This is a genomic window from Actinoplanes sp. DH11, assembly GCF_020873875.1.
Lineage (GTDB): Bacteria > Actinomycetota > Actinomycetes > Mycobacteriales > Micromonosporaceae > Actinoplanes.
In genome coordinates this window covers 120,900-145,750 of sequence record NZ_JAHWGU010000016.1, presented here as the reverse complement: position 1 = coordinate 145,750, position 24,851 = coordinate 120,900, and the positions used below count along the sequence as shown (strand labels likewise).

15 protein-coding genes are annotated in these 24,851 nt (G+C 71.5%); 4 read left to right on the top strand and 11 right to left on the bottom strand.

Annotated elements, in window-relative coordinates:
- The first annotated feature begins 83 nt into the window (after positions 1-83).
- Positions 84-1,736 carry an amidohydrolase gene (locus LPA41_RS23485; RefSeq protein ID WP_229072915.1) on the top strand — a complete coding sequence of 551 codons (1,653 nt, stop codon included), beginning with the start codon at positions 84-86 and terminating at the stop codon, positions 1,734-1,736.
- Positions 1,737-1,790: 54 nt separating this feature from the next.
- Here the strand turns inward: LPA41_RS23485 and LPA41_RS23480 are convergent, their stop codons facing one another.
- Positions 1,791-2,525: a hypothetical protein gene (locus LPA41_RS23480; protein WP_229072914.1), complete on the bottom strand. Its 735-nt coding sequence runs from the start codon at positions 2,523-2,525 to the stop codon at positions 1,791-1,793.
- Positions 2,526-2,787: 262 nt separating this feature from the next.
- Between LPA41_RS23480 and LPA41_RS23475 the strand changes: the two genes are divergently transcribed.
- Positions 2,788-3,513 carry a laminin G domain-containing protein gene (locus LPA41_RS23475; RefSeq protein ID WP_229072913.1) on the top strand — a complete coding sequence of 242 codons (726 nt, stop codon included), beginning with the start codon at positions 2,788-2,790 and terminating at the stop codon, positions 3,511-3,513.
- Between the two features lie 90 nt (positions 3,514-3,603).
- Here the strand turns inward: LPA41_RS23475 and araA are convergent, their stop codons facing one another.
- From araA to LPA41_RS23450, 5 genes are all read right to left on the bottom strand, one after another.
- On the bottom strand, positions 3,604-5,094 hold the full coding sequence (araA, locus tag LPA41_RS23470) for an L-arabinose isomerase (protein ID WP_229072912.1): 1,491 nt from the start codon (positions 5,092-5,094) through the stop codon (positions 3,604-3,606).
- Positions 5,095-5,096: 2 nt separating this feature from the next.
- Complete coding sequence (gene yjfF / locus LPA41_RS23465) at positions 5,097-6,122, bottom strand: galactofuranose ABC transporter, permease protein YjfF (protein ID WP_229072911.1); 1,026 nt, start codon at positions 6,120-6,122, stop codon at positions 5,097-5,099.
- Complete coding sequence (locus LPA41_RS23460; protein ID WP_229072910.1) at positions 6,119-7,144, bottom strand: ABC transporter permease; 1,026 nt, start codon at positions 7,142-7,144, stop codon at positions 6,119-6,121. Before LPA41_RS23460 ends, yjfF begins: the two co-directional genes overlap by 4 nt.
- Positions 7,141-8,736 carry a sugar ABC transporter ATP-binding protein gene (locus tag LPA41_RS23455; protein WP_229072909.1) on the bottom strand — a complete coding sequence of 532 codons (1,596 nt, stop codon included), beginning with the start codon at positions 8,734-8,736 and terminating at the stop codon, positions 7,141-7,143. Before LPA41_RS23455 ends, LPA41_RS23460 begins: the two co-directional genes overlap by 4 nt.
- 63 nt (positions 8,737-8,799) lie before the next feature.
- The gene (locus tag LPA41_RS23450) at positions 8,800-9,798 is read right to left on the bottom strand and encodes an ABC transporter substrate-binding protein (protein ID WP_229072908.1); all 999 of its coding nucleotides are present in this window, start codon (positions 9,796-9,798) and stop codon (positions 8,800-8,802) included.
- Positions 9,799-10,021: 223 nt separating this feature from the next.
- Between LPA41_RS23450 and LPA41_RS23445 the strand changes: the two genes are divergently transcribed.
- Complete coding sequence (locus tag LPA41_RS23445) at positions 10,022-11,923, top strand: LacI family DNA-binding transcriptional regulator (RefSeq protein ID WP_229072907.1); 1,902 nt, start codon at positions 10,022-10,024, stop codon at positions 11,921-11,923.
- A gap of 199 nt (positions 11,924-12,122) precedes the next feature.
- The gene (locus tag LPA41_RS23440; protein WP_229072906.1) at positions 12,123-12,860 is read left to right on the top strand and encodes a hypothetical protein; all 738 of its coding nucleotides are present in this window, start codon (positions 12,123-12,125) and stop codon (positions 12,858-12,860) included.
- Between the two features lie 518 nt (positions 12,861-13,378).
- Here the strand turns inward: LPA41_RS23440 and araD are convergent.
- The 5 genes from araD to LPA41_RS23415 all read right to left on the bottom strand — a co-directional run bounded on the left by araD (position 13,379) and on the right by LPA41_RS23415 (position 23,958).
- Positions 13,379-14,089, bottom strand: a complete 711-nt coding sequence (gene araD, locus LPA41_RS23435; protein WP_308036602.1) for an L-ribulose-5-phosphate 4-epimerase AraD — start codon at positions 14,087-14,089, stop codon at positions 13,379-13,381.
- Between the two features lie 143 nt (positions 14,090-14,232).
- Positions 14,233-15,282, bottom strand: coding sequence for a phosphate ABC transporter substrate-binding protein PstS (gene pstS / locus LPA41_RS23430; protein ID WP_229072905.1), 1,050 nt, complete (start codon positions 15,280-15,282; stop codon positions 14,233-14,235).
- Positions 15,279-16,601, bottom strand: a complete 1,323-nt coding sequence (locus tag LPA41_RS23425; RefSeq protein ID WP_229072904.1) for a hypothetical protein — start codon at positions 16,599-16,601, stop codon at positions 15,279-15,281. Before LPA41_RS23425 ends, pstS begins: the two co-directional genes overlap by 4 nt.
- Positions 16,602-16,706: 105 nt before the next feature.
- Positions 16,707-17,912, bottom strand: coding sequence for an esterase-like activity of phytase family protein (locus LPA41_RS23420; protein ID WP_229072903.1), 1,206 nt, complete (start codon positions 17,910-17,912; stop codon positions 16,707-16,709).
- A 58-nt stretch (positions 17,913-17,970) separates the two neighbouring features.
- Entirely contained in the window at positions 17,971-23,958 is a 5,988-nt protein-coding gene (locus tag LPA41_RS23415) for a DUF3320 domain-containing protein (protein ID WP_229072902.1), read from the bottom strand.
- Between the last annotated feature and the right edge of the window lie 893 nt (positions 23,959-24,851).

Sequence of the window (24,851 nt, the reverse complement as noted above, 5' to 3'; positions counted from 1 at the left end):
ACGGCCCGCGGTCCGCGCGTGATTGACGCCTCCGAGCGGCGGGTGATTCGATCACCATTCCTGAACAGATCGGACCAGCCGCCATGCCCGTGCTTGTTCCCTCCCCCGACCTGCTCTTCGTCGGCGGGCGTGTCTTCACCGCCGACCCGGCCCGCGGCCACGCCACCACCGTCGCCGTGCGGGCCGGCCGGATCCAGGCCGTCGGCACCGACGAGCTGCGCGACCTGGCCGGCCCGGGCACGGAGATCGTCGATCTGCGCGGCCGGCTGCTGCTCCCGGGTTTTCAGGACGCCCACGTGCACGCGGTGATGGGCGGGGTCGAGCTGAACCAGTGCGATCTGACCGGCACCACCGACGTGGCGGAGTACCTGCGCCGGGTCCGCGCCTACGCCGACGCCCACCCGGACCTCGCGTGGATCTCCGGTGGCGGCTGGGCGATGGAGAGTTTCCCGGGCGGGGTGCCGGGCCGGGAGCTGCTGGACGGCATCGTGCCGGACCGGCCGGTGTTCCTGTCCAACCGGGACCACCACGGCGCCTGGGTGAACAGCCGGGCCCTGGAGGCGGCCGGGATCACCGCGGACTCCCCGGACCCGGCGGACGGCCGGATCGACCGGGCGCCGGACGGCTCCCCCGCCGGCGGGTTGCAGGAGGGCGCCATGCGGCTGGTCGCCGACCTGCTGCCGGAGCTCACCGCGGCGGACCGGCTGGCCGGGCTGTACCGGGGCCAGGAGCTGCTCTTCTCACTCGGCGTCACGGCCTGGCAGGACGCCATGATGTGCGCGACGAACGGGTACCCGGACGTCTCCGACGCGTACCTCACCGCGGCGCGGGACGGCTCGCTGCGCGCCACCGTGGTGGGTGCGCTCTGGTGGGACCGCGACCGGGGCGCCGAGCAGATCCCGGAACTGGTCGCCAAGCGCGAGATGTTCACGGTGGGGCGGCTGCGCAGCGACAGTGTGAAGCTGATGCTCGACGGCGTCGCCGAGAACTTCACGGCCGCGATGACCGCCCCCTACCGGGACGGGTGCGGGTGCGCCACCACGAACCGCGGGCTGTCCTTCATCGACCCGAAGGAACTGCCCGCCTACGTCACCGAGATCGACGCGCTCGGCTTCCAGGCGCACTTCCACGCGCTGGGTGACCGGGCGGTCCGGGACGCCCTGGACGCGGTGGCCGCCGCCCGGTCCGCGAACGGGTGGCGCGACACCCGGCCGCACCTGGCCCATCTGCAGGTGGTGCACCCGGACGACGTGCCGCGCTTCCGGGAACTGGGGGCCAGCGCGAACATCCAGGCCTACTGGGCGTCGCACGAGCCGCAGATGGACGACCTGACCATCCCGTTCCTGGACCCGGAGGCGGCGGTGCATCAGTACCCGTTCGGCGATCTGCGGCGCGCCGGCGCGCACCTGGCCGCGGGCAGCGACTGGCCGGTCACCACGCCGGACCCGATCGAGGCGATCCACGTGGCGGTGAACCGGGTGCACCACGGGAGCGACCACCCGCCGTTCCTGCCCGGTCAGGAACTCGACCTGGGTGCGGCGCTCACCGCGTACACGGCGGGTTCGGCGTTCGTGAATCACCTGGACGACAGCGGCGTGCTGCGGGCCGGGAACCGGGCCGACCTGGTCGTGCTGGACCGGGACCCGTTCGCCGGGGCGCCGCTGGAGATCGGCGACACGTCGGTGGCGATCACCTATGTCGGCGGCGAGCGGGTGTACGCGGCCCCGGACGCCTGAGCATCGGCGCCGCGCGGGGACCCGGATTTCCCGGGCCCCCGCGCGGCGGCGGGCTCACTTGGCGGCGGGCTCGTCCTCGTCCTCGTCGGCGTCCGCATCGGCCTGGGCGTGCTGGGCCTGCACCTGCTGGAGGGTGACCTGCTGCAGGCGCGCGTGCCGGGCCCGGCTCTGGGCGGTCTCCAGCTCCTCGGCGACCGGCTCCTCGTCGATCACCTGGGCGGTGAGCTGCGGCGCGTCCATCCAGAGGGCACGCAGCTGGCTCTGCATGAAGGCGGTGAGCCGGCCCCGGTACTCCCGGTCGAAGTCCTCGAGGGCCTCGATCTGCTGCTGGAGTGCCTCCCGCTTGGTGCCGAGGCTGCCGACCACGTCGTCGTAGCGCTGCTGCGCCTGCTGGCGCAGCTGGTCGGCACCGGCCATCGCGTCGGCACCGATCGTCTCGGCGCGGGCGCGGGCGTCCGCCACGATCTTCTCGGCGCTGCGCCGGGCCTCCTCGGCGCGGGACTGTGCGTCCCGGGCCATCTGCTCGGCGCCGGCCCGCGCCTCGGCCATCACCCGATCGGCCTCGCGGCGCACGTTGTTGGCGTGTGCCTGCGCGTCCCGGGCGATCTGCTCGGCGGCGGCCAGCGCATCCGTACGGATCTTGTCCGCGTGGTGCTGGGCGCTCGCCACGTGCTCCTCGGCGGTGCGCTGGGCGAGGGCCAGCACCTGGAGTGCCTGGTTCGGCAGGCCGGGGGTGGGCGCGATCATCGCGTGCTCCGAGGTGTCACTGTCCGTCCCATTGAGCAGCACTTCGACACGTTCCTTATCTGATTGTCAGCGCGCCCCCGCACCGGCTTGCGGGGGCGGTGTTGCCTCCTGGCAGCGCCCCGGGTTCCCCGGTGGGATGCGGCCATGATCGGCGGGATGCTACCAAGCCGGCCCGCGCCACTGCGACAGCGCGAACGTGACCGTCCGGCCACGCTGAGCAGTCGATTTCCCGAAGAGCTCGCAAAGGGAACATCTCGCCCCATAGGCTCAGGAAACTTCTGCTTCGTCGGTCTGAGGATGAACCATGGGATGCCGCCGGTTGTTGTGCACGCTTCTGACGACCGGATTGGTGCTGCTCCCGGCGCCGGCCAGGGCCGAGGGCGAGTACACCGGCTACCCGGCCGCGTACTGGCGGATGAACGAGGAGCCCGGCGCGACCCGGATGATCGACAGCAGCGGCAACCGCCTGCACGGCAGGATCGGTGACGAGGTCGGCACCGGATTGATGCTCGGCGACGACATCGGCTACCGGTTCGAACGACTCGAACCGGACACTCCGCCCGCCCGGCCCGGCCATCTGGTCACCGTTCCCGACGACTCGTCGCTCGATCCCGGCACGAACGACTTCGCGGTCACGGTCCGGCTCCGGACCACCAACAAGTTCGGCAACATCATCCAGAAGGGACAGGCCACGGTGTCCGGCGGCAACTTCAAGCTGCAGATACCGAGCGGCCGGGTGGAGTGCACGTTCCGCGGCCCGAAGGGCTTCCTGGAGGTGATCGCCCCCTTCTCGATCAACGACGGGGAATGGCACGAGATCAGCTGTACGCGGTACCGCGCCGGAGTGGAACTCGTCATCGACGGCCGGCAGGTCGCCACCCGCGCCGGCTGGACCGGCCCGATCGCCAACGCCTGGCCGGTCTCGATCGGCGGCAAGCTGGACTGCGACCAGGTCGAGGTGGGTTGCGACTACTACGCCGGCGACCTGGGCTACATCGTGATCGAGTCGGTGCCGCCACAGCAGTGGTGACCCGGCCCGCGCAGCCAAGGGGGTGACGCACGGGCCGGGGGTCTCCGGCGGCTTCTCAGCGGCCTCTCAAGGAGCTTCTCAAGCGGCTTCTCAGCGGCCGAAGCCGCGGGCGAGCCGGTGGTACGCCTGGTTCCAGCGGACCTCCTTGACGAAGGACCGCGTCGTGGTCGCCTCGTCGATCATCAGCAGCTCGGTGCCGGCCATCTCGGCCAGGTCGGCCAGTTCCTCCGTGCCCACCGACGACGACAGGACGGTGTGGTGCGGGCCGCCCGCGGTCAGCCAGCACTCGGCCGACGTGGAGAGCGACGGCGCCGGCTTCCACACCGCCCGGGCGACCGGCAGCTTCGGCAGCGGCGCGGTCGGCGGGACCACCTCGATCTCGTTGGCGACCAGGCGGAAGCGCTCACCCAGGTCGGCCAGCCCGAGCACGACCGCCGGGCCGGGCGCGGCGTCGAAGACGAGCCGGACCGGGTCCTCCCGGCCGCCGATGCCGAGCGGGTGGATCTCCAGCCGCGGGGTGCCGGCGGCGATCGACGGGCAGACCTCGAGCATGTGGGCGCCGAGGATGACCTCGTTGCCCGGCGTGAGGTCGTAGGTGTAGTCCTCCATGAAGGAGGTCGCGCCGCCCGGGGCCATCGCCTTGAGCGTGTGCACCAGGACCGACGTCTTCCAGTCGCCTTCGCCGCCGAACCCGTACCCGTCGGCCATCAGTCGCTGGACCGCGAGGCCCGGCAGCTGGCGCAACCCGCCGAGGTCCTCGAAGTTGGAGGTGAACGCCCGGAAGCCGCCCTCGGTGAGGAACTGCCGCAGACCCAGCTCGATCCGCGCGCCGTACCGCAGCGAGTCGTGCCGCTCCCCGCCGCTGAGCAGCTCGGGCGCGATCTCGTAGACGTCCGCGTACTCCGCGACCAGCTTGTCGATCTCCGCGTCGAGCACCTGGTCGACGACGGCCACGAGGTCGTTCACCCCGTACGTGTTGACCGACACCCCGAACCGCAGCTGCGCCTCGACCTTGTCGCCCTCGGTGACCGCGACGTCGCGCATGTTGTCGCCGAACCGGGCCAGCTTGAGGCTGCGCATCGCGGAGTATCCCCGGGCCGCCCGCACCCAGGTGGCGATCCGGGCCACCACCGCCGGATTGCTGACGTGGCCGGCGACCGTCTTGCGCGGCACACCCAGCCGGCTCTCGATGAAGCCGAACTCCCGGTCGCCGTGCGCCGCCTGGTTGAGATTCATGAAATCCATGTCGATCTCGGACCAGGGCAGTTCCACGTTGTGCTGGGTGTGCAGGTGCAGCAGCGGGGCCCGCAGCGCGTCCAGGCCGGCGATCCACATCTTGGCCGGCGAGAACGTGTGCATCCAGGTGATCACGCCCAGCACGCCGGGCGTGGCCGAGGCGCGGCGGCAGACGTCCAGGATCTGCTCGGCGCTGGTCAGGACCGGCTGCCAGACCACGTCGGCGTCGATGCTCGCGTCGAGCCGTGCCGCGATCTCGCGGGACTGGGAGGCGACCTGCTCCAGCGTCTCCGGCCCGTACAACCCCTGGCTGCCGGTCAGGAACCAGACTTCTCCGTTACTCAATGTCACTTCGCCTTTCTGGTAACAAGTCGCTGCAGAACGATGAAGGCGAAGAGCAGGACACCGACGATGATCCGGGTCCAGGCGGCGTTCAGGTCGCCCTGGAAGATGATGATCGTCTGGATCAGTCCGGTGACCAGCACGCCGAGCAGCGCGCCGAAGACGTAACCGGAACCGCCGGTAAGCAGCACACCACCGATGACGCAGGCGGCGATCGCGTCCAGTTCGAGGCCGTTGCCCTGCAACGCCCACCCGGAGGTGGAGTTGATGCTGAACAGCACGCCGCCGAGCGCGGCGCAGAACCCGCTGAGGGTGTAGACCGCGATCCGGGTACGGCCGACCGGCAGTCCCATCAGCAGTGCCGAGTCGGCGCTGCCGCCGATCGCGTACACGTTGCGGCCGAACCGGGTCCAGGCCAGCACCGCCGCGGCGATCAGCACCGCGGCGACCGCGACGACGGCGACCGGCTTGGTGACGACGCCGTCGGCGAGCGGGATCCGGTACTCCGAGATCGCCTTCCAGGTCTCGTCGCGGATCGGGATCGACTGCTGGTTGATGAAGAGCGCCAGGCCGCGGGCCAGGAAGAGCCCGGCCAGGGTGGCGATGAACGGCTCCACCTTGAAGAAGTGGATCACCGCGCCCTGTCCGGCACCGATCAGCGATCCGATCAGCAGCACCAGCACCAGCACGACGAGCGGCGGCCAGCCCCCTTGGAGCAGGGTGGCGGTCAGCGTGGTGGTCAGCGAGATGACCGCGCCGACGGACAGGTCGATGCCGCCGGTGAGGATCACGAACGTCATGCCGACCGTGACCACCAGCAGCACCGCGTTGTCGCGGAACAGGTTCACCACGACGCTCGGCTGACCGAAGTTCTCGTAGTTGGCGACCGCGCCCCCGTACATGATCACCAGCAGGGCGAGAGTCGCCAGGATCGGGATGTACCTGGTGTTCGGCCGATAGACCCGGCGGCGCGGGTTGCTCGGCGAGTCCTTCTTGTTGCCGGTGTCCGGCGTGGCGTCGATGGTCGTCATGACGCGGGAACCTCCGCTCGCGCGGCCGGGCGCGGCGTGAACCGGCCGAAGACCTTCTCCCGGAAGACCGGGGACTGGGACAGGCAGAGCGCCACCACGACGACGGCCTTGAACAGCAGCGTCGCCTCGGACGGCACACCGACCGCGACCACCGTGACGGTCATCGCCTGGATCAGGACCGCGCCGAGCACGGTGCCGGCGATCGAGAAGCGCCCGCCGATCAGGGCGGTGCCGCCGATCACCACGGCGAGGATCGCGTCCAGCTCGATCAGGTTGCCCGCCGAGATGCTGTCCGCACTCTTGATGTTCGCGCTGTAGATGAGACCGGCCAGCCCGGCGAAACCGCCGGAGACCACGTACACCATCACGGTGATCCGCCGGGCCCGGATGCCGGCCAGGCGGCTCGCGGTGGGGCTGCCGCCCACCGATTCCAGCAGCAGGCCCAGCGCGGTGCGCCGGGTCAGCAGCGTGATCAGCACGACCGCCGCGGCGGCGATCAGGAAGGCCACCGGCAGGGCGAGGAAGAAGCCGGAGGCAATCGTCGCGTACGGGCCGGACTGCACATTGATGATCTGACCGTCCGTGACCAGCTGGGCGATGCCGCGTCCGGCCACCATCAGGATCAGCGTCGCGATGATCGGCTGAATGCCGACGACGGCGACCAGCGCTCCGTTCCACAGGCCGGCGAGCAGCGACACTCCCACCGCCACCAGCATGATCAGCAGGACCGGGCCGACACTGTTCTGATCGCTGAGGTCCCGGATCAGCAGACACGCGACGGCGCCGGAGATCGCCATCACGGCGCCGACCGAGAGATCGATGCCGCCCGTGGCGATGACGAGGGTCATCCCGAGTGCGACCAGGAGCAGCGGCGCGCTGCCCCGCAGGATGTCGATCAGGCTGCCGAAGAGGTGCCCGTCGCGCACGGTGATGAACTGGTTCGAGGTGAACGCGTTGACGACGAGCATCACCACCAGGATCGCGGCGGGCCAGAACAGCCGGTTCTTCAGAAGGGATGTCATGAGGTGGCTCCGCTGGCGATGGTCTGCATGATGCGGTCGGCGTCGACGCCCTCGGTGTTCTGCAGCTCCTCGACGAGATGCCTGTCGCGCAGCACCTCGATCTTGTGGCTGAGCCGGAGCACCTCCTCCAGCTCGGCGCTGACGAAGAGCACCGCCATCCCGCCGTCGGAGAGTTCGGCGACCAGTTTCTGGATCTCCGCCTTGGCGCCGACGTCGATGCCCCGGGTCGGCTCGTCGATGATCAGCAGCCGCGGCTCGGTGATCAGCCAGCGGGCCAGCAGCACCTTCTGCTGGTTGCCGCCGCTGAGGTTGCGGACCGGACGCTCCGGGTCGGCCGGCCGGATCTGCAGCGCCTTGATGTACTTCTCGACGATCTCGTCCTGCCGGCGGCGCGGGATCGGCCGGGTCCAGCCACGGGAGGCCTGCAGCGCCAGGATGATGTTCTCCCGGACGCTGAGGTCGCCGATGATGCCCTCGGTGCGCCGGTTCTCCGAGGAGAACGCGATCCCCCGCTTCATCGCCACCTGCGGGTCGCGCAGGGTGACCGGCTTGCCCGCGAAACGCAGCTCGCCGGAGTCGGCCCGGTCGGCGCCGAAGAGCAGCCGGGCCAGCTCGGTGCGGCCGGAACCGAGGAGCCCGGCCAGGCCGACCACCTCGCCGGCGTGGATGGTCAGGTCGAACGGCGCGATCGCGCCGGCCCGGCCCAGCCCCCTGGCCTCGACGATCGGCTCGGCGCCGGCGGTGCGCTCGCGCGACCGCTGGGCCTTGTCCTCCAGGTCCTCGAGCGCCGCCAGCTCCTTGCCGATCATCTTCTCGACCAGCTTGACCTGCGGCAGCTCCGCGGTCCGGTACTCACCGATGAGCTGGCCGTTGCGCAGCACGGTGAGCCGGTCCGAGACCTCGTAGATCTGGTCCAGGAAGTGCGAGACGAAGAGGATCGCCACGCCGTCCGCCTTGAGCCGCCGCATGACCGCGAAGAGCTGCGCCACCTCGGAGGCGTCCAGACTGGACGTCGGCTCGTCCAGGATCAGCACCTTGGCTCCGCCACCGGCGGCGGTGCCCGTCCCGGAGGCGGTGCCGGTCGCGGAGGTGGCGGCCGGACCGGCGGTGGGCACGTTTATCGCGCGGGCGATGGCGACCATCTGCTGGATCGCCAGGGAGTACGTGTTGAGCGGCGCCGACACGTCGATGTTCAGATCGAGCCGGGCGAGCAGCTCGCTCGCGCGCCGCCGCATCTGGCCCCACTGGATCCGGCCGAACTTGCGCGGCTCGCGCCCGATGAAGATGTTCTCCGCCACCGAGAGGTTGGTGCAGAGGTTGACCTCCTGGTAGACGGTGCTGATCCCGGCCTGCTGCGCCTGGAGGGGTCCGTTGATGTGCACCACCTCGCCGCCGAGCCGCACCTGGCCGCCGTCGATGGTGTAGACCCCGGTCAGCACCTTGATCAGGGTGGACTTGCCGGCTCCGTTCTCACCCATGAGCGCATGGATCTCGCCCGGGAACAGCCGGAAATCGACACCGTCGAGTGCGACGACGCCGGGGAAGACTTTTCGGATCCCGGTCATCTCGAGGACCGGGGACTGCTCGCCCATTCGTGCTCCGTTTCGAACCTCCGCGGCGCCCCGGCCGGGCCGGCCGGGACACCGCGGGATCGATCAGTACTGGCGGGTGGGGAGGGCTTCCTTCGCCTGCTCCTGGGTGAAGGTGGTCTCCTCGGTGAGCACCCGGGCCGGGATCTCCTCACCGGCGTCGGCCTTCTTGACCAGCTCCATCAGCTGCGGGCCGAGGAGCGGGCTGCACTCGACGATGAAGTTGATCTTGCCGTCGGCGAGGGCCGTCATGCCGTCCTTGACCGCGTCCACCGTGATGATCTTGATGTCGGTACCGGGCTTCTTGCCGGCCGCCTCGATCGCCTCGATGGCACCGAGACCCATGTCGTCGTTGTGCGCGTAGAGCACGTCGATGTCCGGGGTGGACTGCAGGAAGGTCTCCATGACCGTCTTGCCGTCGGCACGCTTGAAGTCACCGGTCTGCGACTTGACGATCTTCATGTTCGGGTTCGTCGCGATCTTCTCCTGGAAGCCCTTCTGCCGGTCGAGGGCCGGCGCCGAGCCCGTGGTGCCCTGCAGCTCCACGATGTTGACCGGCTCACTCTTGCCCTCGTACTCCTTGAGCAGCCAGTCACCGGCCTTCTGCCCCTCGACGACGAAGTCCGAGCCGATGAAGCTCTTGAAGAGCGAGGTGTCCTGCGAGTCCACCGCGCGGTCGGTCAGGATCACCGGGATGTCGGCGTCCTTGGCCTCCTGGAGCACCGCGTCCCAGCCGGAGGTGACCACCGGCGAGAAGGCGATGACGTCGACCTTCTGCGTGATGAAGTTGCGGATCGCCGAGATCTGGTTCTCCTGCTTGCCCTGGGCGTCGGAGAACTTAAGATCGATACCGGCCGATGCAGCGGACTCCTGGATCGACTTGGTGTTAGCGGTACGCCAACCACTCTCGGCGCCGACCTGGGAGAACCCAAGAGTGATCTTGCCATCGTCATTGCCCGAGCCGCTGTCACCACCGTTGCCGCCGTCGCCGCCGCCGCAACCGGCGAGCACCGAGACGGCCAGGACGCCGCTCAGCGCGGCCGCGGTCCAGTTCCTGCGCACCATAACCTCCCGAAGTGTTACCGTTCACAAATTGAGCAGCGGCAGACACGACACGTCTGACCGCAGGGATTTTCGACCCACTGCGACTGGCGTCACAGCTTGCGTTTCGTGAGTGTTACCGTTCTCAACGTCACCGTCAAGAGATCCCGATCTTTGTTTCCGCCTGATTGCAAGAACGGCGGTCTCACGCAGAGCCATCGGGCAGTCACCTGCTAGGAATCGTCCAATGGCGACCCCAGCACCCGCTCCGGGCCCGGAACCCGGCGCCCACCAGCCCGGACCCGCGACCGCACCGGCAGCCCGCGACGCTGCCCCGGCGGCCCGCGCCGGTTCCGTGTCCGCTGTCCCGTCCGCTTCCCTGTCCGCTGTCCCGTCCGCTTCCCTGTCCGCTGTCCCGTCCGCTTCCCTGTCCGCGCGCGGGACTTCCCCGGCGGACGGCCTGGACGACGCGGGGCGCGCCACCGCGCCGGCAACCCGCCCGGACGAATCGGCCCACGCCACCACGCCGCCACCGGCCCGCACCGCCACGCCCCCGCCGGCCCGGATCACACCACCGCCGGCCCGAACCACCACGCCGTCGGCCCCGCCGGACGACGCGGGCCGGAAGAGCCCGCGGGCCCGCCGTGAGATCCGCAGCGGCAAGGAGCGCGGCACCGTCATGCGGGACGTGGCGAAGCTGGCGGGCGTCTCACATCAGACGGTCTCCCGGGTGATCAACGAGCATCCGAACGTGCGCGCCGAGACACGGGAACGGGTGCTGGCCGCGATGCGGTCGCTCAACTACCGTCGCAACCTGGCCGCGCGCACCCTGGCCACCCGCGAATCGCACACGCTGGGCATCATCGGCTTCGAGACCACGCTGTTCGGCCCGGAATCCATGCTGTACGGCATCGAGAGCGCCGCCCGCGCCGCCGGTTACCTGGTCAGCGTCGCCACCGTCCGCGACCTGGAACACAAGCCGGTACTGGAGGCCGTCGACCGGCTCGCCCAGCACGACGTCGACGGCATCATCGCGATCGCGCCGAAGCCATCGGTGATCACCGCCCTGACCCACGCGCCCGGCGGCATGGCCTGCGTCGCGGTCGGTGGCGCCGGCCCGGCCGGCCCGGCCCCCGCGCCGGCGGCACGCGGCTCCAAGTTCACCGACCCGTCGCGGCCTGCCGTCCTCGGCCAAGAGCCGACGATCCTCGGGCCGCGGCGAGCCGGCCTCAGCCCCGGACCGACAGTCCTCGGCACCGGACCGGCCACCCTCAGCACCGGGCCGACAGTCCTCGGCCCCCGGCGGGCGCCGGGTCCGGGGTCTACGCTCGACCCCCAGCCTGGCCCCGGCCTCCATCCCGCCACCCTCGACGCCCCGCCGTCTGATGCTCGGCCGACGCCCGGTACCGGACCCGCGCTCGATGGCCAGCCCACGCTCGATGGCGAGCCGGCAGTCGATGGCGAGCCGGCAGTCGATGCCCAGCCCGCGCCCGCTGCCCAGCCCGCACTCGACGGCCGGCCGACACTCGATGCCCGGCCTGCGCTCGACGCCCGGCCGCTCACCGTCGGCACTCCTTCGCGCGAGCCGTTCCCGACGGTCCGGGTGGACAACGCCGCCGGGGCCCGGCTGGCTACCCGCCACCTGCTGGAACTCGGCCACACCACCGTGCACCACGTCGCCGGTCCACCCGACTGGCCCGAAGCACAGGCGCGGGTGGACGGCTGGCGGGAGACCCTCTACGCCGCCGGCGCGCCGGTGCCGCCGGTGACCTACGGGTGGTGGGACGCGGCCGCCGGGTACGAGCAGGGCCGGCGCCTCGCCGCCGACCCGGCCGTGACCGCGGTGTTCTGCGCCAACGACCGGATCGCCCTCGGCGTGCTGCGCGCGCTGCACGAGGCGGGCCGCCGGGTGCCCGACGAGGTGAGCGTCGTCGGGTTCGACGACATGCCCGACTCGGGATACTTCATGCCCCCGCTCACCACCGTCCACCAGGACTTCGCCGAACTGGGCCGGCGCGCGCTGACTCTGCTCCTGCGTCACCTGGGCCGCCCCGCCGGCGACGACCCACCGGAGGACGTCGTGGTGGCGCCGTCCCTGGTGCCGCGGGCCAGTTCCGCTCCCCCGGCCGGCCGCCGGGCACGCCGCTGACGTACCCGGCTGCGATCACACAGCGTGTCCGGAACACTGTCCGAGATCTTGCAGTCGGCGTCGTACCCACGCGTTAACCAGGCCCTACAGGCCGAATCCGATCACCCGCAGCGGTGACAGAACCGCCCATCGCCACGGCGCGCCGTTACAGTCCGAGGGGTGCTCGACGACGACACACTCCCGGCCGAGGCGGTGCACCGTGGGTAACGGATGGTTCGAACGCCGCAGATCCCCGAGACTCTCCGGCACCCTGCACATCCACGGCGCCGGCGGCCAGGAGCTGTCGATTCCCCTGCGCGGCCGCGCCACGATGCTCACCGGGGGCGCCACCGGCCTGGCCGGTTACGGCGAAATCCACGCGGTGCACACCAGCGCCGGGTCCGACGACGTCAGCCTGATGATCAGTTACGGACATGAGGAAGCCACCCAGCAGTCCGGCCTCTGCTCCGCCGGCAGCGCTGTCACCCTGTCCGGCGTCCGGTTCACCTGGCTCCGGGAAGCCGGCCTCGTCCACCGCCCGGCACCGATCCCGGCCCCGCGCGAGGCCACCAGCCCCCACACCCGACCCACACAGCCCGCACACCAGCCCGCGCCCGCCGAACAGGCCGCCCCGATCCAAGCCACGCCGGTCCAAGCCACCCCGGTCCAAGCCACCCCGGTCCAAGCCACGCCGGTCCAGGCCGCCCCGGTCCACACGGCTCTCACCAACCAGGCCGCCGTCCACCAGGTCGCACCCGCACAACGGGCCGGCACGCACTCGGTCGACGGTCAGCCCGCCGGCACGCATCGACTCAATGCGCACGCAGAGGATCCGGCCGCCACCGGTGCCGGGCGCAACGCGGTACGCGCCGGCGCCCCCAACGCGCGGGCAGACAATTCGGTTCAGCGAGCCGCCACCGGCCAGCACATCACCGGGCCTTCGCCGCGCCCGTCCTAACCGGAGCACATCCGGCTCAGCGGACAATCCGACTCGGCGATACCCGACCAGTCCGCACACCACTGGCCCGACGCCACGCCGCCCCTCGGCGAAGCACATCCGGCTTAGCCGACAATCCGGCTCAGCGATCCGCTACCCGCCCACTCCGCCGCCACCGCACCCCCGGATCGCGGCCCAGCCGATACCGCCACCGCAAGCCTGACCGCCGCCCAGCCGACACCGCCCGCGCATCGAACCCGCTTCCCCGATGGTGGCCGAGGGTAGCGCCGGACGGGCGGTCCCCGTCGAGATGTTGATCTGCTAGCGATGCGAAATCGCGGTTTCAACCCCATGATCACAGCGATTTCGTAGCGCTAGCAGATCAACTTCGCCGTGCTGACCTCAACGCGACCGACCGCGGCTACTTATCCGGGGACCGCAACAGAGCGGGGGCAGGCGAACACCACGCCGGGCACCGCTGCTCGCCTGGTCGCCCGGAAGCGACAACGACCGCGAGCCGGGAGCGATCAGCTCGGCTGTCAGGCCGGCTTGGGGTTGCCGTAGTAGGCGCCCGGCCCGTGCTTGCGCTTGAAGTGCCGCTCCTGCAGGTGCTGCGGGATGGTCGCGGCCGGGTTCAGGGCCAGGGTTTTGAGGGCCATCTCCGCGACCGCCTCGCAGATGATGCCGTTCTGCACCGATTTGATGGGGTCGGCGCCCCAGGTGAACGGGCCGTGGTTGGCTACCAGGGCGGCCGGCATGGCGGCTGCGGCGTCGTCGTCGCCGATGGTTTCGACGATGACGCGGCCGGTGTTGAGTTCGTAGTCGGTGGCGCACTCGGCGGCGGTGAGGCCGCGGGTGACCGGGATCGGGCCGTTGAACGTGTCGGCGTGCGTGGTGCCGAGCAGCGGGATGTCGAGGTTGGCCTGGGCGAACGCGACGGCGTTGGTGGAGTGGGTGTGCGTGACCCCGCCGATGGAGGGCCAGGCCAGGTAGAAGGCGCGGTGCGACTCGCTGTCCACGGACGGGCGCAGGTCGCCGCCGAGCACCTTGCCGGTCTCCAGGTCGACGGGGACCAGGTGGTCCTCGGTGAGCTCGTCGTACGCGACACCGGACGGCTTGATCAGGTAGAGCCCGGCCTCGCGGTCGATGCCGCTGACGTTTCCCCAGGTCAGCTGGGCGAGCCCGGCCGCCGGGATCATCAGGTTGGCCCGCAGCACGGCCCGGCGCAACGCCTTGGAACCGTATGTCACTTCGTCTTCCCCTCGACCCGCGAATGTTAGCGCTCACCTTAACCGACCCCGGGCGGTCGCCCACAGAGCCGGATCGACGGCGGAAGGACCTCCGAACGGCCGGATGAGCGTGAACAAAATCGGTCAGCGCGGGGCGGCCACGGTCAGCGCAGGGCGGCCACGGTCTGCGCTACCCGGTTGCGCAGCGCTTCCGGCAGGGCCGCGTACCCCGCTGCCTGCGCCGTGTCCTGCCCCGCCGCACCCGCCGCGTGGGCGAGGAAGGCGCGGGTCAGGGCCGAGGCGCCGGTCCGGCACACCACCTCATAGGAGATCAGGACCAGGGGGTACGCGTAACCGGCCGTCCCACCGGACCAAGAGGCATCAAGCCGTACCGCACCATCGGCATCGCTGAGACCGGCGTTCTCGATCGCCGCGCCCGCCGCCGAGTTGGTCGGCGCCACGAACCGCCCGTCGCCGCCGACGGACACCACCGGCAGATCATTGACGGACGCGTACGACGACTCCACATATCCGATCGCCCCCTCCGTCCGGGCCACCGCCGCCGCCACCCGGTGACTGCCCCGCTCCGCCGCACCGCCCGGCGCCCGCCAGTCCCCGCTGCTGCCGTGCCGCCAGGCCGCCGGCGCGGCCGCCGTCAGGTAGCGGGTGAAGTTCTCGGTCGTGCCGGAGTTGTCCGCGCGGTGGATCGTCCGGATCTCGGTGGCCGGCAGCGCGGCGGCCGGGTTGTCCGCCGCGACGGCCGGGTCGTTCCAGACCCGCACCACTCCACTGAAGATCCGGGCGATGGTCTCCGGGGTGAGCCGCAGTTCGCCCACCCCGGCCACGTTGTAGGCCAGCGCGATCGGCCCGGCTACCAGCGGCAGCTGCACGACCGGTCCGCCGCACCGCTGCTCGGCCCGGGTCCGGTCGGCGGCGGAGAGCGGTGTGTCGGTGCCGGCGAAGTCACCGTCACCGGCCAGGAAGGCGCGCACCCCGGCGCCGGAGCCGGTGCTGGTGTACTGGATCGCCGCCTCGGGGCAGGCGATCTGGTACTCCTTGATCCAGGCCTGCAACGCGTTGGTCTGCGCGGACGAGCCTTGACCACCTGTCGTGCCGGCCGCGCAGGCGATCGGCGGTGGCCCCGGTTCGGGATGCTCGGCACAGCCGGCAAGGACCAGCAGCAGAGGCAGCAGCACTGCCGTCCGGGCCTTCATCGGTACTCCGCCAATCTCCGGCGCACCCCGAGCGCGACAAGCACGATGACCAGGACCAGCGCCACGACCGGTACGGTCACCGCGCCGGTCAGGGAACTTTCCGCCGCGCGCAGCCCCCGGTCGAACTCGAGCCGGCGGGCGTCGGTGACCGTGGCGACGGCGGCGTCGAAGTACGCGAAGTCGAACGCCGCGTCGCCGCGCCGGATCCCGGTCAGTGCCGTCACCGCCTCGGCGGTACGGCCGTCATCAGCGAGCCCGAGGATCCGTTCGTGACTGTCCCGGTAGGCGGCCCAGCGCCGCACCGCCTCCGCCCCGGCGAGACTGTCCAGGTCGCCGACGGTCAGCAGCGTCGACTTCCCGGTGAAGTCGTCCCGGTAGTAGGCGAGGTTGCCGCTCACCACGTACCGGCTGGTGTCCGCGGCCGCGTCGGAGCCGACCGCCCGCAGTTCGGAGAGCTCCAGATAGGGCTGGAGGCCGCCGGCCCGCGCCTCGGTGAGCCGGCTGCCCTGCGCGCCGAGCACCGCGGTGACGGCCACGACCAGGAACAGGCTGATCGCGGTCGCGGCGATGAGGGCCGGGTTCCAGGTGCGCCGGAAGCGGCGGGCCAGCCACACCTGCGACAGGACCAGCAGTATCAGCAATGCCGTTCCGAGCAGGACGGCGAAAAACCCTCCTGCGGACTCGGTGGAAGTTTTGGCTTCGTACGCCCTCGTCAGTCTTTCCTCGCTCGTCGCCCGCAGTCGCTGCGCGTCAAGCAGAAGCCGTTCGTGCAGCACCGTGGTGGCCTGGGTGTAATAGCCGAGAGCGTCGTCGGAGAGCCGGCCCGCAGGCGTCGCCGGGCCGGTCGTGCGTGCCGCCTGCTCCTGGGCGGCGAGTGCCTGGCCGATCCGCTGGCGGTAGACGGCGAGCCCGTCGAGCAGGTCGGTCACCAGTCGCTGTTCCGGGCTGCCGGCGCTGATCGTCAGTACGTCGCGCAGGTCCGCGTCGACCTGACGGCCGCGTTCCCGGTAGGCGCCGAGCGCGTCGAGCCGGCTGCCGGCCAAGGCGTCGGCGTCACCGGCGAGCAGGATCCGGGTGGCCTGCGCGTCCAGGTCGCTGAGCGCGAAGTACAGGTCGGCGGACGTGGCCGCGAGCGGGGCCGCCTGATGGCCGATCACCCGGACCTGGTCCTGCACCGTGTCCATCACCAGGCCGGTCACCAGCAGCAGCGCGGCGGCGGCGCCGGCGGTGAGCGAGGCCAGCAGCCGCAGCCGCGCCGGCGTCTCGTCCCGGACCAGGTCCCGTGCGGCGGTCCTGGTCGCCTCCATCACCGCGGCCATGCCGCTGACGCTAGGCGCTCCCGGCGAGGCGCGGACTCACGCCGGATGGACACTCGCCGAACAGCCGGTGCGCCGAGGTGACGCACCGGCCGGCGCGGGGTGCTGTTACTTCAGGACGCGCTTGTCGGGGCGCAGCGACGCGGGGAGCTCGATGGTGATCCACTCGTTGTTGTCGGCGACGCCGGCGGTGCGGCCGCTGGAGAACGGGAAGTTGTTGTCGTTGAGCACGGCGATGGTCTTCGCGTCCAGGATCACCACGTCCTCGATGGTCTGGAACGGGAAGGTGAACGTGGTGCCGAAACCGCCGAGCTTGCGCGGGTTCGCCACCTTCATCAGGTCGACGACCAGGGTCTTGTCGAGCAGGCCGTCGCGGTTACGGTCCCGCTTGTCGGCCAGGTAGATCTTCTTGTTGACCGCGGTGGCGCCCTGGCCGTTGTCCCGCTCGATGATCAGGAAGCGGTCCTTGTCGACGGCGATGGCGTCACCGATGGCGTGGGCCGGCGCGTCCAGCTGGTAGGCGAGGCGCTTGCCGGTGTACTGCCGGGTCCGGGTGTCGAACTCGTTGAACCGCAGCCGCCCGGCCGCGTCGCCGGTCACGGTGCCCTCGAGCAGCGCGTACAGGTAGCGGCCGTCGGGCGACTGGGCCAGGCCCTCGAAGCCCTTGCTGCCGCCGAGGGTGGCGGTGGCGCCGGTGCGGGCGGCGGTCTCCGGCGCGATCACGCCGGGCAGCGGCGTGGGTGCGGCGAGCAGGCGCCCGGCGCGGTCGAAGTGCAGGAGGTACGGGCCGAACTCGTCACCGATCCAGTAGGAGCCGTCCGCGGCCTTGACGATCGACTCGACGTCGAAGTCGGCGCCGGTCAGCACCCGGTCGGGGCGGGTCAGCTTCCACGGCACCTTGCCGGCCGGGTCGGTCAGGTTGACGCCGCCGAGCACGTCGACCTGGTTGGTCCGGAACACCGGGGCGAGCTTCTGGATGCGGAGCAGGAAGTCACCGGAGTTGGCCTGGTTGCCGTACCCGTTGTCGGACAGCACGTCGAACGTGCCGTCACCGTTGTCGGCGATGCCGGAGAAGCCCTGGATCGGCTGGTCGGCGAAGGGCGCGGCGAAGCCGTTGGTGTTGCCGGTGACCAGGCTGCCGGACGGCTCGCTACCGGGCACGAACGTGCCGGCGGGCAGCGACGCGAACCCGGTCAGGGTCGGCTCCGTCACCTTCGAGTGGTGTCCGCCGGCCACCGAGGCGGTGCCGGCGAGGGCCAGGGTGAGCGCGACGGCACCGGCGCCGGCGATCGTACGATTGATGATCTTTCCCATGTGGCCGGAGGTTAGGTACCGCGGGTTAACCGCGGTACACGCTGTGATGGCGGCCGTCTCACTTCCGGCTGGCCGCTGACCGACGGGGCCGGGCCGCCTTCTTCGCCACCGCCGCGTCGTGCCGGGGCAGCGACAGCACGTCGGGCAGGCCGTGCGCGGTGGCCAGGCCGTCCGCCTGGTGCATCAGGTGACCCTCGTCGACCAGGTCGGCGATCAGCGCGGTGAGCCGGGCGTCCACCTCGGTGGACCGGCGCGCCGACCAGCCGTAGAGCCGCCCGGTGGCGGCCAGCAGCTCGTCGACGGTCAGCACCCCGCCGTCGTGGACCAGGTGTTCCATCGCCACCCGCAACTCGGAGTCGGCGACCTGGTCGGCCTTGCGCGCCACGTCCTCGGCCCGGAACCGGACCGCCGGCACCGGGTGCTCGGGGTCGCTGAGGAAGGTGCCGTCCCAGGTCAGGCCGGCCTCCACGATCGCCTCCTCGACGGCCGCGCGGGCCTGCTTGGTGATCCGGGTCAGTCCCCACTCCTCGCGCATCCGCTGGAGCACTGTCGCGATGTGCACCGGCCCCTCCACGAGGGCCAGCTGCCGGACGGCTTCCAGAAGGACCGGGTGGGTCTCCGGGTCGGTGAGTCCGGCGCCGGCGGGGAGGGCTTCGAGATGGGCCTTGTGGTACGGCTGGGTCCACTGATCGCTGAGGTTCGCGGCGACCGGCAGCTCCACTTCCGCCGGGGCTGCTTCCTCGAACTCCTCCGCTGCCGGCTCCTCGACCGCGACCGGCTGCTCCGGCTCGGCGGGCTGCTGGTGCGCGGGGATCGGGTGCATGTCGGCCGGGTTGATCTCGGCGCGGTGCAGGTGCTCGAAGATCGCCGGGACCACGGTGTGGTGCTCCTCGGCCTCGAACGGCGGTTCCAGGTCGGCGTCGAGCTCCACCCCGGACATCGCCGGTGCGGCCGGCCACTCCGCCGGCACGCCCTCGGCCACCGGCCGGACGATCCCGGCGTCGGCGATCTGCCGCTCCAGGTCGTCGACACCGGCCAGGTAGGCACCGGCCTCGTCCACCAGGTACTGCTCGGGCACGGGTTCGGGGCCGATCGGGTGCTCGTACTGGAAGGCCTGCGCCAGGTCCTCGGCGGTGAGTTCGACGGTGACCTCGTCGAACCCGGCGACCGGCTCGGGCTCCGCGACCGGCTCGGGCTCCGCGACGGACTCGGGTTCCGCGACGGGCTCCGGCTCCGCGTAGAGCTCCGGCTCCGCGAAGACCTGGGTGAACGCCCCCGCGAAGACCTCCTCCTCGATGTCCGTCTCCGCGAACGACTCGGTGAACGCGCCCGCCGGCGCCGGCACCGGGCTCTCCTCGACCGTCAGCTCCGGCGCCACCTCGGCGGGGTACCCGGCCAAGGCCTCCTCGATCGCGATCCGGAGCCGCTGCTCCTCGTGCTCCCGGTCCAGGTACCAGGCGGTGCCCCAGATCCGGTGCAGCCGCCAGCCCAGCCCCTGCAGGACCTGCTCACGCAGCCGGTCCCGGTCCCGGGCGGCGGGCGCGGAATCGTACGTGGTGCCGTCGCACTCGATGCCGAGGACGTACGGGGAGTTGCGCCGGTGCGAGAGGCGGACGGCCAGGTCGATCCGGAAGGCACCGGTGCCGACCCTGGTCCGCACGTGATAGCCCCACGAGGCGATCACCTCGCGGACCGAGTCCTCGAACGGCATCTGTGTCTCGGCCGCCGGGTCCGGGATCTCCAGGGCGTCCTCGCCGCGTGCCGCGTAGTCCAGGTAGGCGGCCAGGTGCCGCGAGCTCTCGGTGCCGGTCAGGTCCCGTTCGCGCACCGCGGACACCACCTCGAGCCGGCGGGCGGCCCGGGTCGACGCGACGTTGAGCCGGCGCCACCCGTCCGGGCCGTCGAGCCCGCCCAGGTCGGTGCCGATCGCCAGGATCACCACGTCGCGCTCGTCGCCCTGCACCGAGTCCAGGTCCTTGACGAAGAAGCCGCGCAGCCGGTCGGAGTCCGGCGAACCCACCATGTCGGCGAGCGCGGCCTCGATCTCCCAGCGCAGGGCCGTGGTGCAGGCGACCACGCCGAGCGTCCGATCCGGCCGGGTGACCAGGTGATGCGCCACGCGGCTGGCGACCTCCTCGGCGAGGGAGGTGTCGCCGTCCACCGCGTACAGCTGCACGCCCGCATCGGGCCCCGCAGGCCCGGCCGCCGGGAAGGTGTTGAGCCGTCCCGCGTAGAAGCTGTGGTTCGCGAAGGCGATGAGCGACTCGTGCCGGCTGCGGTAGTGGGTGGTCAGGTCGAGCACCGGGAAGGCGCCGCAATGGATGGCCAGCCCCAGGATGGACTGCCCGTCACCGCCGGGCAGCGGCGCCGCGCCGAGCTGCCGGTCGTCCCCCACCACGATCATCGAGCTGGCCCGGTAGGCGCAGGTGATCGCGTCGGCCACCGGCACCCGGGACGCCTCGTCGACGATCACGACATCGAAGAAGAGGTCGGACGGGAGCAGCCGGCTCACGTCCGCCGGGATGGTCAGCGTGCACGGCTTCACCGCGAGGGTGGCGTGCCGGGTCTCGCCGAGCAGGTCGCGCACCGGTGGGCGGCGGCCCTGCTGCGCGGCCGCGGCCCGCAGCACCGCCGCCTCGGCGACCGCGGTGCCGGACGGCTGCATCGCGTCGATCGCGTTCATCACGTCCGCGACCGCACCCCGCTCCAGCAGCGTGTCCCAGAGCCGGAACTCGTGGATCAGCCGGTCCCGGGAGGCCGCGTCGAGCGGGGGCAGCCGCTCGTCCTCCCGGATGATCATGTCGGCCCAGGACTGGAAGAGCGCCCGGCCCATCACCGGCAGCAACTGATCCACCGCCAGCTTCTCGTGCGCGCAGAAGTCCACCACCTGGTCCAGGCCGTGCTCGCTCAGCACCGCCCGGGCCGCCTGGTGGTCGAACCACTCCTGCTGGCCGCGGCTGTCCGCGAGCAGCGCGGCGATCAGCTCCCGGGCGTGCTCGTAGTCGTCGAGGGTTGCGGTCAGCGACGGATGCCGGCGCGGCGCGAACGCCCGCAGGATCCAGTCACGGGCGGCCTGCCACTCGGCGACCCGGGACGGCAAGGCGTCCGTCGGGCGCACCTGGGCCAGCGCCTCGGCCTGCTCCCGGGTGAACGGCACGTCCGCGCCGGCCCGGACCCGGCGGGCCTCGGACGCCCAGGACATCGCCTTGGCAAGCGCCTCCACATCGGTCTGGGTGCCGCGGTAGACCGGTCCCAGCACGTCGGCGTACTCGCTCGCGTTCGCCGACAGCGCGCCCGCGGCATCCGCGGCGGTCTCCCGGAGCAGGCCGATCGAGGCCGCCTCGGCGAGGGTGAAGTCGCGCCCGGCCGCCACGCCGTACGCCTGCACCAGATCGGCGGCGGCGGTGAGCGGCTCCACGTGCGCCCGCAGCCAGGTGACCGCGTCGTGGATCGGCCCGGACGCCAGCTGCGGCCGTGGCGCCGGCTCCGGCGGCGGACGCAGCCCCGCCGTCCACCTGTCGAACTCCTTGCGGGCCTCCGTGACGATCCGGATGATCGCGCTGTTCGGGCTCGGCGCGCAGACCCGCTCGATCACGCCCGGCAGCGCCGCCGGCGGGGTGATCCGCAACGCCTCCTCGGCCGTCCTCAGCGCCTCCGTGATCGCGTCGAAGTCGGTGTCCAGGTGCCGCCAGTGACTGCCGAGCGCCCGCGCGTACTCGTGCTCGGCCTGCTGCAGCTCCGTGATCGACCGTTTCCAGGCGGCCGCGGCGGCCAGGTTCGCCACCGCCTCCGAGCGCTTCACGTCGGCCCGCGCGATGCCGGCGGCCACCCGCTTGTCCCGCCGGTACGGCGCCCGCAGCTTGCGCATCCCCTTGTGCTGGTTGGCGAACCGCTCGGCCAGCTCGTCCACCGGCTCCACCAGCGCCGAGTCGTTGAAGTGCTCCCGGGCCCGGGCCTCGGCCGCCTTCACCACGTCGACGGCACGCTGCAGCACCCGCGCTGCGGCCCGTGCCGCCGCCATCCCGGTCGTGTCGAACCAGCCCGGTTCCGGCTTGTGCGGCCGGTTCAGCAGTTCCACGATCGCGGCGACCCGGCCGATGTCGGTGAACGCCACCACGTTGGGCAGGCCCAGCCGGGCGGTGACCCGGTCCAGGCTGTGCTGGTGCTGCTCCAGGCGGTCGGCCTCCTCGGCGAACCGGCGGGCCAGACCCCGCGCCTGTGCGGCGGTCAGCGGCAGCATCTCCACCGCCGGCGGGTTCAGGTGCACCAGGTTCGGCACCACCGGCAGCTTCGCCGGCATCGGGAGCGCCGACCAGGTCACGCCGGCCTTGGTGCGTACCACCTCCTCCGCGTGATGCAGCGCCCGCAGGTGGCTGACCAGGCTCTCCGCCGCCTTGGCGACGGGTTCCAGGCTTTCCAGGGTCAGCCACTCGTCGGGCACCTCGGCGGGCCGGCGGGTGGCGTGGCCGACCAGGGTGGTCAAGGTGATCGCGTCGGCGAGCGCGTGCGCCTCGAACACCGCCGCGAGGCGGTCACCGGCGACCGCCTCGGCGAGGTGCTCCAGCGCGACCTGCGCCTGGTGCAGCCGGGCGTCCAGACGGGTCCGGTCGATCACGTCCCGCCAGAGGAACTCGTCGCCCTCCGACACGGGCCGCCAGGCACGGCCGAGCGCCGCCGCGGCGTCCCGGACACGCTGCAACGACTGCGTGGTCAGGGGTACCGGCAGCGTCGCCGGCACCGGCCCGGCCGGCAGGTCCGTCATCTGCGCGCACATGCCCAGCACGTCGTGCAACCGGTGCCCGAGCGGCTCGCGGACCTCATTCATGGCCTCGGCGTACGCGTTCAGCCTGATCCGGTGCCGGCGCAGCTCCTCACGCTCGTCGGTGGAGAGGCTCGGCGGCGGCAGCGGGATGAAGTCGAGCGCCGCCGCGAGGGTCGCCGCCACCTGCTGCCGGCCGATCCGGTCGCTGTGCAGCTCCAGCAGGTAGTCGTCGAGCCCCACCCGGCCCAGCCGCTCCTTGACGCCGTCCAGCGCGGCCGCCTTCTCGGAGACCAGCAGCACCCGCTTCCCGGCGTGGATCAGGCAGGCGATCATGTTGGCGACGGTCTGCGTCTTCCCGGTGCCGGGCGCGCCGCGCAGCACGAACGTGCGGCCGGCCACCGCGGCGGCGATCGCGGAACGCTGCGCCGCGTCGGCGTCCAGCACCAGCGGTACGTCGTCCGGGGCGGCCAGCTCGTCGATGCGGCGCACCGGCACCGGGTCGAAGCGCAACGCGTCCGGCTGGGCCAGCGGGTCGGTGGCCAGGGCGCGGACCACCGGGTGCGCCAGGATCTGCCGCTCGTTCTCGACCAGGTCGGTGTACATGACCTCGCGCTGCACGTCGAAGCGGGACAGCAGCACCGCCTCGTCGGAGTGCCAGTCCGGGTGCTCACTGATCGCGGCGTCCAGGCGGGCCCAGAACACGGTCAGGTCCAGCCCGGTGAGACTGTCCACCACGGGGAGTTCGACGCCGTACGCGCGGAGCCGTACCGCCAGGGCCGGGTTCACGATCGGGTCGTCCGGGCGGGCCCGCAACCGCGGGTAGTCCAGCGGGTCCGGCGTGCCGAGCTCCACCGGCAGCAGCAGAATCGGGCTGGTGAACCGCTGGCCGCCGTCCTCCCAGTGCAGCGAGCCGAGCGCCAGGTAGAGCGCGGAGATGCCCTGCTCGTACTGGTCGCGGCGAGCGGTCCGGCGCAGCGCGTGCAGCGTCGCGTCCATGTCCGCGTCGATCATCTCGGTCTGGAACACGTTGGCGGCCCGCGGGCGCGGCCCCTCGGCCTGCTCCTCGATCCCGAGGAACCCGCACTCCCGCCCCTGCTGCAGCGCCTCGATGATGGTGCGCGGCGTCGGGCTGACGATCGCCACCACACCCGGCCCGGCCGGGTCCACGTCGATCAGGGGATTGCCGTCGCTGAAGTCGAGCAGGCCGGCACGCCAGGACTCCAGAACTCCGCGGACGCGCGCATCCGGCCGGCCGGTCAACCCGTCAGCATCATCCCACCGCATTCGCCCATTCCAGCAAGCGAAGGTGGGTCACCGTGGGTCTTTTCCGGGTTAATCCGACGTTCCGGACTTCCAGCGATCGAATTCGGCCTGTTCAACCATGGCCGGGACGTGCTCACCAAGATTCGAAAGCCCACATTCCACTCATTTCCGGCTAGTCGTACACGTCGGGCGTGGCGCAGGCCTTATCCCCCCAAACCTTCCGGTGGCCGACACCGTTGCACGGTCTTTGGCTGTCACTGGTGGCTGCGGGGGAGCGCTCCCCCGCAGCCATAGCTGACAGCCCGAGTCGGCCGGCTGTCACTGACGGTTGCGGGGAGCGCTCCCCCGCAACCGTGACTGACAGCCGAGGTGGCCGGCTGTCACTGGCGGTTACCGGGAGCGCTCCCCCGCAGCCGTGACTGACACCCGGGGTGGCCGGCTGTTACTGGCGGTCGTGAGGAGCCCTTCCCAGCAGCCATGACTGACAGCCAGGGCCTATCGGCTGTCTACTGGTGGTTCTCAAGCGTTCTGTGGGCCACCAGTGACAGCCAGAAGTCGGCCGGCTGTCACTGGTGGTTGTGAGGAGCCCTCCGCAGCAGCCATGGCTGACAGCCCGAGTCGACCGGCTGTCACTGACGGTCGTGAGGAGCGCTCCCCAGCAGCCATGACCGACAGCCGGGGTGGCCGGCTGTCACTGGTGGTTGCGGGGAGCGCTCTCCCGCAGCCGTGACTGACAGCGGAGGTCGGCCGGCTGTCACTGACGGTCGTGAGGAGCCCTCCCCAGCAGCCATGACTGACAGCCAGGGTCGGCGAGCTGTCACTGGCGGTCGTGAGGATCTCCCTCTGACAGCCGTGGGTGACAGCCAGAGTTTGTGCGACCTTGTGCAGACTGAGCAGGACTCGGCCCTGGGCTG

What these genes read in the sequence shown, in the direction of transcription:
- LPA41_RS23485 (WP_229072915.1), top strand. Translation starts at nt 84, where the DNA reads ATGCCCGTGCTTGTTCCCTCCCCCGACCTGCTCTTCGTCGGCGGGCGT.
- LPA41_RS23475 (WP_229072913.1), top strand. Translation starts at nt 2,788, where the DNA reads ATGGGATGCCGCCGGTTGTTGTGCACGCTTCTGACGACCGGATTGGTG.
- yjfF (WP_229072911.1), bottom strand. Translation starts at nt 6,122, where the DNA reads ATGACGACCATCGACGCCACGCCGGACACCGGCAACAAGAAGGACTCG.
- LPA41_RS23460 (WP_229072910.1), bottom strand. Translation starts at nt 7,144, where the DNA reads ATGACATCCCTTCTGAAGAACCGGCTGTTCTGGCCCGCCGCGATCCTG.
- LPA41_RS23455 (WP_229072909.1), bottom strand. Translation starts at nt 8,736, where the DNA reads ATGGGCGAGCAGTCCCCGGTCCTCGAGATGACCGGGATCCGAAAAGTC.
- LPA41_RS23450 (WP_229072908.1), bottom strand. Translation starts at nt 9,798, where the DNA reads ATGGTGCGCAGGAACTGGACCGCGGCCGCGCTGAGCGGCGTCCTGGCC.
- LPA41_RS23445 (WP_229072907.1), top strand. Translation starts at nt 10,022, where the DNA reads ATGGCGACCCCAGCACCCGCTCCGGGCCCGGAACCCGGCGCCCACCAG.
- pstS (WP_229072905.1), bottom strand. Translation starts at nt 15,282, where the DNA reads ATGAAGGCCCGGACGGCAGTGCTGCTGCCTCTGCTGCTGGTCCTTGCC.
- LPA41_RS23425 (WP_229072904.1), bottom strand. Translation starts at nt 16,601, where the DNA reads ATGGCCGCGGTGATGGAGGCGACCAGGACCGCCGCACGGGACCTGGTC.
- LPA41_RS23420 (WP_229072903.1), bottom strand. Translation starts at nt 17,912, where the DNA reads ATGGGAAAGATCATCAATCGTACGATCGCCGGCGCCGGTGCCGTCGCG.
- LPA41_RS23415 (WP_229072902.1), bottom strand. Translation starts at nt 23,958, where the DNA reads ATGCGGTGGGATGATGCTGACGGGTTGACCGGCCGGCCGGATGCGCGC.